At 57.0% G+C, this 13,520-nt stretch carries 13 protein-coding genes and 1 tRNA gene; 2 read left to right on the top strand and 12 right to left on the bottom strand.

The genetic code is table 11. The features are described from left to right. Window positions 1–47: 47 nt before the first annotated feature. From OHL23_RS09280 to OHL23_RS09310, 7 genes are all read right to left on the bottom strand, one after another. Window positions 48–461: a 2Fe-2S iron-sulfur cluster-binding family protein gene (locus OHL23_RS09280; protein WP_263351497.1), complete on the bottom strand. Its 414-nt coding sequence runs from the start codon at window positions 459–461 to the stop codon at window positions 48–50. Window positions 462–480: 19 nt separating this feature from the next. Beyond that, on the bottom strand, window positions 481–2,442 hold the full coding sequence (gene hscA / locus OHL23_RS09285; protein WP_263351498.1) for a Fe-S protein assembly chaperone HscA: 1,962 nt from the start codon (window positions 2,440–2,442) through the stop codon (window positions 481–483). Between the two features lie 13 nt (window positions 2,443–2,455). Then, window positions 2,456–3,157: a Fe-S protein assembly co-chaperone HscB gene (gene hscB, locus OHL23_RS09290; RefSeq protein WP_263351499.1), complete on the bottom strand. Its 702-nt coding sequence runs from the start codon at window positions 3,155–3,157 to the stop codon at window positions 2,456–2,458. Between the two features lie 28 nt (window positions 3,158–3,185). Further along, window positions 3,186–3,605: a HesB/IscA family protein gene (locus OHL23_RS09295; protein ID WP_263351500.1), complete on the bottom strand. Its 420-nt coding sequence runs from the start codon at window positions 3,603–3,605 to the stop codon at window positions 3,186–3,188. 115 nt (window positions 3,606–3,720) lie between these two features. Next, a complete protein-coding gene (gene iscU / locus OHL23_RS09300) occupies window positions 3,721–4,143 on the bottom strand; it encodes a Fe-S cluster assembly scaffold IscU (RefSeq protein WP_263351501.1) in 423 nt (140 codons plus the stop codon). 73 nt (window positions 4,144–4,216) lie between these two features. Then, complete coding sequence (locus OHL23_RS09305; protein WP_263351502.1) at window positions 4,217–5,470, bottom strand: IscS subfamily cysteine desulfurase; 1,254 nt, start codon at window positions 5,468–5,470, stop codon at window positions 4,217–4,219. Window positions 5,471–5,561: 91 nt separating this feature from the next. Continuing rightward, on the bottom strand, window positions 5,562–6,026 hold the full coding sequence (locus OHL23_RS09310) for an RrF2 family transcriptional regulator (protein ID WP_263351503.1): 465 nt from the start codon (window positions 6,024–6,026) through the stop codon (window positions 5,562–5,564). 225 nt (window positions 6,027–6,251) lie between these two features. Between OHL23_RS09310 and OHL23_RS09315 the strand changes: the two genes are divergently transcribed. Further along, entirely contained in the window at window positions 6,252–6,419 is a 168-nt protein-coding gene (locus tag OHL23_RS09315) for a hypothetical protein (RefSeq protein ID WP_263351504.1), read from the top strand. Window positions 6,420–6,445: 26 nt separating this feature from the next. Here OHL23_RS09315 and OHL23_RS09320 read toward each other — a convergent pair whose 3' ends face one another. Then, window positions 6,446–7,090 (bottom strand): CDP-alcohol phosphatidyltransferase family protein, encoded by a 645-nt coding sequence (locus OHL23_RS09320; protein ID WP_263351505.1) that lies wholly within the window; start codon window positions 7,088–7,090, stop codon window positions 6,446–6,448. Window positions 7,091–7,245: 155 nt separating this feature from the next. On the opposite strand from OHL23_RS09320, the gene OHL23_RS09325 reads away from it, so the two are divergent. Next, window positions 7,246–7,322, top strand: a tRNA-Val gene (locus tag OHL23_RS09325). 552 nt (window positions 7,323–7,874) lie between these two features. Here OHL23_RS09325 and OHL23_RS09330 read toward each other — a convergent pair. From OHL23_RS09330 to OHL23_RS09345, 4 genes are all read right to left on the bottom strand, one after another. Then, entirely contained in the window at window positions 7,875–8,627 is a 753-nt protein-coding gene (locus OHL23_RS09330; protein WP_263351506.1) for an IS110 family transposase, read from the bottom strand. Between the two features lie 155 nt (window positions 8,628–8,782). Next, window positions 8,783–11,419 (bottom strand): ABC transporter permease, encoded by a 2,637-nt coding sequence (locus OHL23_RS09335; protein WP_263351507.1) that lies wholly within the window; start codon window positions 11,417–11,419, stop codon window positions 8,783–8,785. A gap of 25 nt (window positions 11,420–11,444) precedes the next feature. Beyond that, window positions 11,445–11,795, bottom strand: a complete 351-nt coding sequence (locus OHL23_RS09340; RefSeq protein WP_263351508.1) for a PadR family transcriptional regulator — start codon at window positions 11,793–11,795, stop codon at window positions 11,445–11,447. 542 nt (window positions 11,796–12,337) lie between these two features. Further along, a complete protein-coding gene (locus OHL23_RS09345) occupies window positions 12,338–13,162 on the bottom strand; it encodes an ATP-binding protein (RefSeq protein ID WP_263351509.1) in 825 nt (274 codons plus the stop codon). Between the last annotated feature and the right edge of the window lie 358 nt (window positions 13,163–13,520).

Here is a 13,520-nt window from a genome sequence, read left to right on the forward strand (position 1 = left end):
GGAACAGCAGATCCTTCACTTCGTTCAGGATGACAACGGGGTTGACTCTACTTGCTTTCGGCCAGGGTCAGCGGCTTGCCTTCGGAGACATAATTCCGGTTCCACTTGGGAATTTCGACGATATAGTTGCCCGGCTTGGTGATGATGGCCTGGCAGCCGAGGCGCGAGTTGAGCTGCTGGTCGGCGGCCATGTCGAGGCGGTCGATTTCGTCGTCTTCGGCTTCGCTGATGCCGCCATCCTGCTTGATCCAGAGGTGGCAGGTGGTGCAGGCGCAGACGCCTCCGCAGGCGTGATCGAGGAAGACATCGTGGTTCTCGGCGACGTCGAGGAAAGACATCGGCTTGCCGTGGTGCTCGTAGGGCATGGTGCCGAATTCGAACTCGACGACGCGGCCCTCGGGCTCGAAGGTCACGCGGACGAGTTTGTCGGCTGGGATGGGCTTTGTTGTTGCGTCGCTCATAACTTGTTCCTTCTTGAATCTACTCGAATTCAGCTGGTGCGAAGACATGGGGTGCGTGGATTTCGTTGTTGCTGAGTTCTTCGCCTGCGATTTGCATGGTCTTGCCGCGCATGGCTCCAGAAACGGCCGCGTCCATCATCTTTTCGGCGAAGTTCTGCGTGGCTTTGTCGAGGGCGCTGGTGGCTTCGCGGATTGTTTTCAGGTCGCTGCCTGATTTAATGGCCTCTAGATGCAGGCGCGCGGCTTCGATGGCGGCTTTTTCCTGATCTGAAATGAGCTGCCAGGCGGCGTGCGCTGGAGCTTTTTCGACAGCAGAGAGAATCGTTTCGGCTTCGAGGCGGGCTTCGATCAGTTGACGGGCTTCGAAGTCGCTTTCTGCGTTGTCGAAGGAGTCGAGGATCATGGTTTCGACTTGCTCGTCGGTGAGGCCGTAGGTCGGTTTGACCTCGATCTGGGCTTCAAGGCCGCTGCGCTGTTCGCGGGCTGTCACTTGCAGAATGCCGTTGGCGTCGATGAGGAATTTGACTTCGATGCGAGGCAGGCCCGCAGACATCGGCGGAATGCCTTTGAGGTCAAAACGGGCTAAAGAGCGGCAGTCTGTTGCCAGTTCGCGCTCGCCCTGGAGGACGTGAATGGCGACGTTGGTCTGGCCGTCGACGCCCGTGGTGAAGTGCTCGGTGGCCGAGGCGGGGATGGTGGAGTTGCGCTGGATGATGCGCGCAACTACGCCGCCGAGGGCCTCGATGCCGAGTGAAAGCGGTGTGACGTCGAGCAGCAGGAGTTCGTCGGTTGTGGTGGAGCTGCCTGCGAGGATGCTGGCCTGCACGGCTGCGCCCAGGGCGACGACTTCGTCGGGGTTTAGCTCGGTGTGGGGCTTCTTGCCGCGCGCGGAGAGTTCGAAGAGCTGATCGACGAGCTTGCGAACGGCGGGAATGCGGGTCGAGCCGCCGACGAGGACGAGTTCTTCGATCTGCTCTGGCTTGATTCCGGCGTCGGCGATGGCCTGGCGGCACGGTCCTGCGGTGCGGGCCAGGACTGGTTCAATGAGCTGTTCGTAGACTTCGCGGGGGATTTCGCGCTGGTAGCGGGCGCCGTCGGGAAGTTCGATGTCGAGTTTGGCAGAGGGTTCGGACGAAAGCGTGATCTTTGCTTCGATGACGGCTTTGCGCAGGGCCTGGATTGCATCCGCTTGTCGGCGGAGATCGACGCCGTGTTCGTTGCGGATTTCGTCGAGGGCTACGGCGAGGAGCAGGTTATCGATGTCGTCGCCGCCGAGGTGCGTGTCGCCGTTGGTGGCTATGACCTCAAAAATGCCGTCGTTGAGCTTGAGGATGGAGATATCGAATGTTCCGCCGCCGAGGTCGTAGACGGCGATAATTCCTTCCTTGGCGCGGTCGAGACCGTAGGCCAGAGCTGCGGCGGTCGGTTCGTTGACCAGGCGAAGGACGTCGAGGCCAGCCATGCGTCCGGCGTCGCGAGTGGCCTGGCGCTGGGCGTCGTTGAAGTAGGCGGGAACGGTGATGACTGCCTTGGTGACCGGCGCGCCGAAGTAGCGCTCGGCATTGCGCTTGAGCTGGCGCAGGATGTAGGCGGAGATCTCGGGCGGAGTGAACTGCATCTCGCCGAGCAGAATGCGGAGGACTTCACCGGGTTCGATGTCGTCGGCCAGGCGGAATGGGAAGAGTTTCAGCTCTTCCTGCACGTCTTCTAGGCCGCGGCCCATCAGGCGCTTCACGGAATAAATGGCCCGTTCGGGGTTTTCGATCAGGGAGCGGCGGGCGGAGTTGCCGACGGTGACAGTGGCGCGCGCGCCTTCGGCGCTGGGGTCAACGACGTCAAGGGCGACGATTGAGGGGACTAGATTGGAGCCGTCCACGCCGGGGATGACCACGGGTTGGCTGCCTTCCATGTAGGCGACAAGGGAGTTGGTGGTTCCGAGATCGATTCCGACAATCCGCTCGTTTGGGCGTTCTTCAGACATTGATTCAGGATTCCTAAGCTGCTGGGTTCGAGAGAACTGCGTTGACGTCGCGGACGAGATTGCGCAGGTAGCGGCGACGATCCAAGAGCGAGGCCATGGTGTTGGCGGCCTTCTGGCGTACTTCGCTGCTGCCGCCGTCCCACTCTGCGCCTCGGGCTGTGAGGTCGGTGTCGACTGCGGCGAGAAGGTTTTCGAAGCGGGTGCGGGCTGCGGTGAGATCGGCCAGAAGAGCCGGATCGTTCTCGCCCATCTTTTGATTCATGCGCATTTCTTCGAGCTGCATGTTGAGTTCGAAGACTTCTTCGAGCAGGTCGGCAGGAGGTTGGCGGTCGGCGCTCTTGCCCTTGCCGGAGTGCTCCTCGCCGATTTGCAGGCCTTCTAGACGCAGCAGGTATTCCGTTCGCTGGATCGGATCGCGCAGAGTGCGGTAGGCATCGTTGAGCAACGCCGTGTTGGCGAGGCTCCATTGCTGCTCGTCGGCTGAGGCACGGGCGAAGCGATCGGGATGCAGGCGGCGACTGAGACGGTGGAAATCACGCTCCAGTGCTGCCGTGTCCAGAGTGAGCGCACGCGCAAGTCCGAAGACCTGGAAGTAGTCCGCCGCGGAGACTGGCTGTACTTTGCCGCAGGTAGGGCATAGCAGCGCGGATGTTGCGAGCGCTGCGCTACATGCCCAACAGGCTGCTGGGGCGGAAGTTGTAAGTGCTGTGGACATATGATTTGCGGAGCTTTGGCGTGCTGTTTTAGGAAAACGAAGACCCGCATCCGCAGGAGCGCGTCGAGTTCGGATTGATGAAGTTGAAGCCCTGCTTCAGCAGAGTCTGCTCGTAATCCAGGATCATGCCATGAAGATAGACGAAGCTCTTGGGATCGACAAAGATGCGGATGCCTTCGAATTCGTAGACGCGATCGCGCTCGCGAGGCCGCGTGTCAAAGCGGATGCTGTAGGAGAGCCCGGAGCAGCCGCCGCCGAGAACTCCGAGACGCAGGCCGCCTTCTTCGGGCGAAATGCCCTCTTTGGCCATGCCGCTGCGAATATGGGCCAGGGCGCGTGGGGTTACTTCGATTCCCTTTGCCGCAGCCTTTACCGGAGCGGACTGGGCCGAAAGCGCAGCTGCCTGACTGGCCTGTTCCGGCGTCTGAATTGTGACGAAGTCCTGCATCGGTCTCTTCTTCCCGTAGGTTCTTACATCTGTGATCCCACCCTTGACGATGGAACTGTCAAGGGTGGGGCACCCATTCTCGCGGGGATGCGGTCGAAAACAAAGACGATGTCGCTTAGTGTGCGGCGACAGCGACTGCGCCGGTTGTCTCTCCGACGCCATTCTTCTTCTTCCAGTCGCCGATGGCTGCGCGGATGGCGTCCTCTGCCAGAACCGAGCAATGGATCTTGACGGGGGGGAGGGCCAATTCCTTCACAATGTCGGTGTTCTTGATTTCCATCGCCTCGGAGACCGTCTTACCTTTGACCCATTCGGTGGCGAGCGACGAACTGGCGATGGCCGAGCCGCAGCCAAAGGTCTTGAACTTGGCTTCTTCGATGACCTGGGTTTCAGGATTCACGCGAATCTGAAGGCGCATGACGTCGCCGCACTCGGGTGCGCCGACCAGGCCTGTGCCAACTTCGTCCGAGCTCTTGTCGAGCTGGCCTACGTTGCGGGGATGATTGTAGTGGTCGATAACCTTATCGCTGTATGCCATGTGACCTCCTTAGGTCTGTAAGTCATCTGATTCAAATGCCGGGCCCGGGATTCTATCTCCGGGCCTATGGGACTTAGTGGGCGGCCCACTCGATCTTGCTCAGGTCGATGCCTTCCTTGACCATTTCGTAGAGCGGAGAGAGCTCGCGAAGCTTTTGGACGATGCCGATGACCTTGTCGGCCACATAATCCACTTCCGCTTCTTTGTTGAAACGGCCCAGACCGAAACGAATGGAACTGTGTGCGACATCGTCGCCGAGGCCGAGGGCTTTGAGCACGTAGGAGGGTTCGAGAGTGGCCGAGGTGCAGGCCGATCCGCTGGAAACCGCGACATCGTTGATTCCCATCAGCAGGCTTTCGCCTTCGACGTAGACGAAGCTCATGTTCAGGTTACCGGGCAGACGATGCTCCCACGAGCCGTTGATTTCAACGTAATCCAAGGCCGATTCCAGCTTGTTGCGCAGGTGATCACGCATCGCTTGCAGACGGGCGGCTTCGGTAGCCATTTCGGCGCCGGCGATTTCGCAGGCCTTGCCGAGGCCGACGATGCCGGGAACGTTCAATGTGCCGGAACGCATACCGCGCTCGTGGCCTCCGCCGTCGATCTGGGCGGAAATCTGGACGCGGGGGTTGCGGCGGCGGACGTACAGCGCGCCAACGCCCTTGGGTCCGTAAATCTTGTGCGCGGTCAGGGAGAGAACGTCAATGTTCATCGCGTTCACGTCGACAGGTACCTTGCCAACGGCCTGCACGGCGTCGGTGTGGAAGATGATGCCCTTTTCGTGACAGAGCTTGCCGATTTCAGCGACTGGCTGGATGACGCCGATCTCGTTGTTGGCAAACATGATCGAGACCAGGATCGTCTTGTCGTCCATGGCGCGCTTCAGGTCTTCTATGTCGATGAGACCGTCGGCCTTCACCGGCAGGTACGTGACGCGATAGCCGTATTTTTCCAGACGCTTGCAGGTGTCGAGGACGGCTTTGTGCTCCGTAACCTGGGTGATGATGTGGTTGCCGCGCTCCTTATACATCTCGGCGATGCCCTTGATGGCCAGATTGTTGCTTTCGGTGGCGCCTGAGGTAAAGATGATTTCCTTTGCGGATGCGCCGATCAGCTTTGCAATCTGCTCGCGTGCATTTTCAACGGCCTGTTCTGCTTCCCAGCCAAAGGAATGATTGCGGCTTGCGGCGTTGCCGAATTTTTGTGAAAAGTAGGGCAGCATGGCTTCGAGTACACGCGGGTCCAGGGGGCTGGTCGCATGGTTGTCCATGTAAATGGGCAGGTTTACACCTGCGGGAACTGCGACGGGGGTGTCGATTGCGCTCATCATCTTCTCCACTTCGAATCTTGCTTTTGAAACTAAACTTTGACCCAACTCTTGAGCCGGCCCGAAACACCATTGAATCCGGCTGATGCTTCTACATGGGTACGGTCAGTGAAACCAGCTGATGCAACTGCGACGCGCGCGAGACTGCTGTTTCATGATCTACAAGGTCATATACTGTGATGCTTCTGAGAACGTCGGCGATGCTCTCGTTCACTCGCGCCAGGGGCTCTTTCACGGTGCAGTTGGGCTCTAAATCGCAGGATTTACTACCCTTGGTGCAACTTGTAATGAAGAGCGGCCCGTCGATTGCGTGGATAACTTCAAATGCCGTAATGGCGCGTGCACTCTTCGACAGGGCATATCCGCCGTTCATCCCCGCATGGGAGCGAAGCAGCCCCACCTTCGCAAGCCGCTGCAAGACCTTCGCGAGTAATTGCGCAGGAATTCCATATGTGTCGGCGATATCTTTTGCGCTCACGGATGGCGTTTCCGGATGCTCGGCGAGGTACTTGAGAGCCATCAGGCCGTAATCCGCTTTTTTAGTGAGCCGCAGCATAAGTCCGACTCCATCGGTCTGGATTTAGTATACGACCGTTTCTGTCGCTATTTCAATTGGGAGGAAAAGAAATCCCGGGCTTGCACCAATACCAGGAATAGAGAGCATTTATCCGTCGAGAGGCTGATCCTGTAAATCTTTATCAAATCCCCCTTGGACAAAGGACCAAGGCTCGATACAATCTGGCGCAAAGGCCTCCTGCGAAGAACGGTCAAGAACCCCAAAATGGCGATCCCCTGCAAACACCCCAGAGTCCGTGTCGTCTCCCGCCAGGAAGACGTGGAATATGTCGAATGCCTGGAATGCGGCGAGGTCTTTGACTCCGACGAATTCCGCGATATGGAGATTGAAGAGAAGGTCTCCAACCCGCAGCATGAGGATGGTGTCGATTGAAAGAGATTTGAGACCGGTTGGCGATTTCAGGTAGAAGCGGAGCCGGAATCGGCCTCAGAATCCGACAGTTTGCTGATGCGGGTCGAAGCGACCCATGCATAGTGGAAACCTGATGCTACTGTCAGGAGGATGGTGGCGTCGAGCATAGCGACTCGCGTTGCTGCGACCCATGGCCGCTGGTAGATGAGGTTAAGCAGCACTACGCCGAGAGCCCCTACCTGACTGAAACTGTTGGCTTTGCCGAGCAAAGAGGGACGAAAGTCCCGCAACTTCGCCATCTTGTACAGGATTGCAGCGGAGAGCAGCATCCCAATATCCCGGCCGAAAACAAGAACCGTAACGCGCGGATCCAGAATCCTCATTCGGGTGAGGGCGAGAAAAAGCGAGCTGAGCAGAAGCTTGTCAGCGATGGGATCGAGATATTGTCCAAGCATGGTGCGTAGGCGGAGCCATCGTGCCAGAAGTCCGTCCATTGCATCCGTTACGGCGGCCATCAGAAACAAAACGAAGGCCATTTCAAATCGACGTTCCAAAACGGCGAGTATGATGAGTGGAACCAGGAAAATCCGCAGAATCGTGAGAAGGTTCGGGGCCATGCGCAACGGATGCCCTCGCCACGCATTTGCGAGCGACTGGACATTGAGGCCTGTCACGTCTGGGCTCGTGCTCATCACCAGCATGTTAACGCAGTCTTACAAGAGCTGCCCAGATTTGGATAAGGGACATCATCGCGAACCGCATCGGTCAGATGACCGGGTAGTCAACGAAGTTGAGATGAAGTTGGCTCCTAGGCCAGCTTGCTGCTAGACTGAATAGGTCGGTTTGCAGGCGCGTAGCTCAGTTGGTTAGAGCGCTACCTTGACACGGTAGAGGTCAGGAGTTCGAGTCTCCTCGTGCCTACCATATTTATCAAGCACTTACAGCAAGTCATTCCGAAGCGTGGGTAGCATTTAGTAGCAAATCGTCGGAAACCTGCTGGACTTCCCCTTCTTATCGCCATCCTAAAACCGACTGGCCTCGCCGATATTCTGGCGGGATTCGCATGGTCCGCAGAGTTGGGGAGCTGTTGTGAGTCTCAACGGAACCCCTCCATGAAGTCCACAGTCACGAGCTGGCAACGAAATACATCATCTCAACTCTCTGACTTAATCGCGAACACCAAGCTTTCTGATTGCAAGAAAGGACGTGTATAGAGCAACAACTAGCCTGCTTTGAACTCGGCTTTATTGTCTATCTCCTTCATGCCCCGCATATTCTCTCAGGCACCGCTCGAGAAGTGCAGGCCGCGTCCAGTGACACTGCGTAGCTCTGCTTTTTCGGCTTTCAGGAAATCTTTTCGAGAAGAACTCGCAACGAGCACGGGAAAGAAATGATTTTCCGAACCTTCCGAAAATGCGCCACTGGGTCTTGCGAGCAGCCATCTCTCGCGCCCTTGCGGGAGGGTGTCCTGAGAGATCACTCCGGCGCGGTAATCGGCCCCACCCCCGGCACGGTTCGAAGCCGCCGTAGCCGCTCCTTCAGGAACGGATCACGTTCCAACGAACTGACCAGCGCGTAATCGAGCTTCTGCGAGCGGCGGATCATCTCCCTGCTCAGCTTCAACAGCGGCCGTATGCTCTCGTCCACCTCTTCGTTGGTCGTCATCAGATCGGCGAAGTAGCCGACTTTGTGCAGTCGCTGCTTGTTGTAGCTCACTCCGGTCTCCATCAGCAGGCCGGAGATTCGGTTTTTCATCTGCGCCGTCTGCCTGACCAGCAGGTTCCGATAACGGAGCGCCCGGCTTCGGTCCCGGATCTCCGTCGAAGCCATATGACACTCCGGCAGGAAATCGCATCGCAGACAGTCAGCGATCTTGCCGGCATCTATTTTGTCGTTCTTCTTCTTGGCCGCCGCGATCGCCCTCAGCATCACTGGATGCGCGACCTTCACCTTCTCAGCATGAGGAAGCAGGTAGTCATAAATCCACCCGGTAAAGATCGTCGCTTCCATGGCGATCATGCGGGGCTGCGGCATCGTCTGGATCCAGCCGTCCAGTTCCCGGCGAGTTGATCCGATCTTGCCTTCCTGGTGCACACGGCCAGCTGCGTCCTTCACGCAATAGCTGATCGTCTTCTTGTGAACATCCAGTCCAATGAAGTACTTAGTCTGAGGAGCCTCCAAGGTCGTTCTCTGAATCAGCTGGGTGCTGAGTTCAGCGTCTTGCAACACCTCGTGCTCCTCCTCGACTTAGCATTCAAACAATACGGACATGTGCTCCTGGTCTCAATGAGCGAGTTGGTGATTTGGCATAAACCGAGAATGGATCGTTGTGGTAGTCCTGACTACATGGAGGATCCGCCCATTCGAGGCGGAACCCCGCTGCCTCAGTCTTCGCGCAGCAGGATCAGGGGATTGACGGATAGCGCACGCTGCGCGGGAATCCACGTAGCCAGCAATCCCAGCGCAGCCATTGCTAGAACAACGCCGATCAGCACCACTGGATCGCGCGGTGTGGCCTGATAGACGATAGAAGCGAGAACCCTGCCAGCCAGGATTCCAAGCACCAATCCCGCCGCCGAGCCAATCGCCAACAGTTTGAACGCACGTCCCAGCGCGGCCTGCAACACTTCCTTGCGTTGTGCGCCGAGAGCCACGCGAATTCCCAACTCCTTGAGCCGCTTGCTCACTGAGTAGGCAGCCATTCCGAAGATACCTGTGATCGAAAGCATCGCGCCCATTATGCCCAGCACACCCAGCGATACTGTTGCCATGCGCGAGGGGAACAAAGTTCCCGCCAGTTCTGTGCTCCACGGTCGAATCGCCAGAACCATCCCAGGATCGATGTCCCGAAGCACACTCCTCATGGCCGCGGCAAGTTGCTGCGGGTCGCGGCTCGACCGGACCACCAGCCATATCCAACTGGCTGGCGATTGTAGGAGGGGAAAGAACATCGCGGGCTTCTGGCCTTCGGTGAGGTTCACGTATTTTCCGTCTTCGACCAGACCCACCACCCGCACGCGCGTGCCATCTTGCAGCTTGAAATACCGGCCGACAGCGTCCGGTACGGAGCCCAGTACCTTGCTTGCGAACTCCCGGTTCACCACTGCCACGCGCGGGGCGTTTGTGTCGTCATGCCATGAGAAGGCTCTGCCCGCCAATAAAGACGTCCCGGATGCGCGGAAGTAGTCTGGAGATATGTTGAACATATTAGGGTCGGCCGCCGCTTTCGATGGGCTTAGATCCGTGGTTGTGTCGGTATAGACGATCCCTTGCCAAGTACCGGGAGGTTCTAGCGGCGGATAATTCACCGATCCTACGGAATCAACGCCGGGAATCGCTTGTATGGCATCGATCATGCGCCGTTGCATTGCAGGTACTCTTTCGCCGCTGTAGCCTGCTGCCGTCAGATCAGTATCCACCAGCATCGCGTTCTGCGGCTCAAAACCGAAGTTACTGTGCATAGAGCGCATGAGTCCACGCACAGCAACCATCGACGAAGTGACCAGTACGGCACAGATCGCAATTTGGACGACAAGCAATACGTCTCGCACGGTAATTCGGCGCCCGAACGCGCCTGTCGATCCCGCTTTGACGATCTCGTATGGATTGGCCCGGAGAATCTGGCGCACGGGAATAATTCCGAATAGGACTCCGCTGACCAACGCCAAGACCAAAGCTACCAAATAAACGTTAGCATCCGGACTTACCGGCACATGGAGGGGGAATCGCGGAAATGGCTGCCACACGCTCAACCGGCGCAAAAGCAGAATGCTTGCTATGAGTCCTGCAACGCCTCCAGCGAGCGAAAGCAGCACGGATTCGGTGAACAGCTGGCGCAAAATGCGATTGCGGCTCGAACCAAGAGCCAGGCGCAAGGCCACTTCGCGAGAACGGTCGGCGGCCCGCGCCGCAAACAGGCTCCCCAGGTTGGCACAGGCCGCCAACAGTATCAAACCCGAGAGGAGCATCAACCCGGTGAGAAAAGCCCGTGTTGGCCCGTTCAAATAGTCGCCATGAAGACCAGGCCGCGCCAGTGTATAAGGGTCATTACTTTCTTCTTTGGGATAGCTTTTTTTAAGATACGAATCCACGGAGTTCAGATCGGCAGTGGCCTGCGCCGGAGTGACTCCCGGCTTCAGACGTCCCACCATCTCAAACATCCAACGGATCCCGCGCGCGTTCAATATCGTCTTGTCGCCGGATAACTGCTCATGGTTCACGATGGGCACGAAGATATCCGACGCGAAAAACAAGACGGTCCCCTGGAACCCTGGAGGTGCCACGCCAAGGATGGTGAATGGATGCCTGTTGAGCCGAACAACGCGGCCCACCATGGTGCGATCGTCCTGAAAATGGTTGTGCCAATATGCGTAGGAGAGCACGACAAACGGCGCGCTGTTTGGGCCATGCTCATCGGAAGCGTGGAAGAATCGCCCAAGGTACGGTTGAATGCGCAATACGTCGAAGTAGTTTCCGCTGGTTTCGTATTCCCAGACATTGGATGGATCTTTGCCCGTGTCCAGCCCTGCCTGAGAGATGGCCCAGGCAGCCACATCGTCGAAGCTACGATTGCGCTGGCGAAGATCGAGATAATCGGGATAGGAGTGGGACCCGACGTCGCTCCCATGTTGGACTACGAAAAGGCTCTCTGCCTGAGGCACATTCAGCGGACGCAGGATGAGCGCATTCAATACGCCGAAGACGACTGCGTTGGCGCCGATGGCCAGCGTCAGTGTCAAAACGGCAGTGATAGTGAAGCCGGGAGACTTGCGCAGTTGGCGCAGCGCAAATCGCACATCGGCCCAGATCGATTCCAGCGTCGGCCACTGCCACACCTCGCGGCTGCGTTCCTCAAGCAGCATCCGGTTGCCGAAAGCTCGCCGCGCCGCCCGCGCCGCTTCTTCGGCACTCATCCCCTCACACATCAACTGCTCGGTACGTTCTTCAATGTGGAGGCGAATCTCTTCGGAGAGATCTTCGTAGAGCTTACGGCGGCGGAAAATCTGCGGAATCCAGTCCATTGGAGATTCCTTTCAGCTGGCCCCATCAACTTGTTGTGACTTTACCCGGGTTCAAGACCAGTGAGATGCCCTCAAACATGCGCTCAAAGCTGGAAATCTGCTGCTCCAGGCGGCGCAGGCCTGCAGCAGTTATCTGATAGGTTCTCACTCGGCGATTGGTTGAAGAGAGTTTCCACTCCGCCTTCACCAGCTTTGCCTTCAGCAACCGCTGCAACGCTGGATAGAGCGAACCCTCTTCCACTTGCAGCAGGTTGTTGGACCGTTGCTGGATGTGCTGCACCAGCGCATATCCATGGGCCGGCTCACGGCGAAGCGACTCGAGGATCATCATCTCGAGCGCGCCCGGAAACAAATCGCGTGAATTGGTTTCTGTCATAGACTTGTTCACTGCAGGCATAGAGTAAACAAGTATAGAGAGATTGTCAAGGCACACTTCCCATTGTCCGTGAACGACTGATGGGATCAATTGTTGCCAACAGGCCAACGCGAGCATTGACCTATTCAGATCGATGCCTGCTTCGCCAAGCTTCTCTATCAGGGAGATAACAAGACTCTTTTTCGATCGGTGTCAGTCCCTGAAGATACGAGCACTTCAATCATCAACATCTGGCAGGTGCGCGACTTGGGCAGTGCTTGATAGTGCAGATCAACCCTGAAGTCGCTTGGTCCCAACGAAAGGAAACGTTGGAAAAGGTTGTCCTCTGATATCCAGCAGCAATGCTTGCAGCATGGATAGCTCTGGAAAGGCGGTCTTTATCATTGATTGGCCCATTGGACTTCATCGTTACGGTAAACAAGGGCATAGAACCTTCTGATTGCTGGATATTTCTGCCTCCCGAGATTTCATGAGCTCCCATCTCGGTTGTTGATTCTTTATGAGCAGTTCGCAATCCATTGCGGCAGATCTCGAAGCAGGCTCTACCGCTCTTGAGGTCTTAAAGGTAATGATCTGTTTTTCGTTAGGCTCAGCGTGAATACGGTCCTCTCTCGATTCGATTCTTCGAGGCAGACGCTGCCACCGTGTTCTTCAGCTACTCGACGAGCCAAGGCGAGACCAAGGCCTGTTCCGTTGGGTTTTCCTGCGGTCACGAAGGGCTCGAACAATGTTCTCCGGACAGAGGCAGGTATGCCAGGACCATTGTCCAGGATTGTGAGGTAGATCAGTTCATCGACTTCAGTAAGTTGGATCTCCACCTCAGGTACGTGACTTGAGCGTGTCGCAGCTTGGCAGGCATTGAGCAGCAAGTTGTATATGGCACTTTCAAGATTCCTTACATCCATAACTGCCTTTGCCGGCGGGAACTCGCCGGCTCTGACGAACACGTTCCGCCCGTCTGGATGAAACTTCACTGCCGCAACGGCTTTCTCAACAACCATAGAAACACGCTCATAAACCAGCGGATTGTTCCGTCCACTCCCGCCGAATTGCAGTAGTGAATCAATGCGCTCCGTCGTCGCTAGTATTGCTTCCTGAATTTCGAGCAGAAGATCAGCACGCACGCTCGCACATAAATCGTTGCGCTCGAGAAACTCGGCGTTCGCATAGATCGCCGAAAGTGCGTGGCGCATATCGTGGAATATTGAGCATGCCATGATGCCAATTGCTGACATTCTCTCCGTCTCAATCAGTCGGCGCGGTTCGCCCTTCTGCATCTTGTTTTCCAGATCCGGACCAAGGCCCTTACGAAACTCGAGGACATTGCCGCCGTCTGAAACTTCTGGCTTCCTAAGGTGCGTTCTCACTGTTCCCCCTTGTGATCCGGTTCTTGGTGCTCGCGGCCGGTTGCCTCAAGACAATCGGCGAGGTAAACACAGCCGTCGAAAGGCATCTTCGTGCGGCTCAAATCCAGCGGATGTGTTTTTGTGCCTCACGCTACGTTGAACTCTTCATAGATGATTCGCGACCGTTATTTATCCTTCTGACCGTGGTATGGACGACTAATCATTGGTCCCAAGCATTTCGCCGATCTGGCCTGGCGCGAATAAAACCTTCCGATTGGCAAAGCCCTATTGCGGAGGGCTCGTCGATGCGGCCCGAGAATTCTGCTCAACCAGTCACACTGCAAGAGAAAGGGATTCGGCCCTAAGAATCGAATTGAGG

Origin of the sequence: Acidicapsa acidisoli (assembly GCF_025685625.1) — a bacterium.
GTDB lineage: Bacteria > Acidobacteriota > Terriglobia > Terriglobales > Acidobacteriaceae > Acidicapsa > Acidicapsa acidisoli.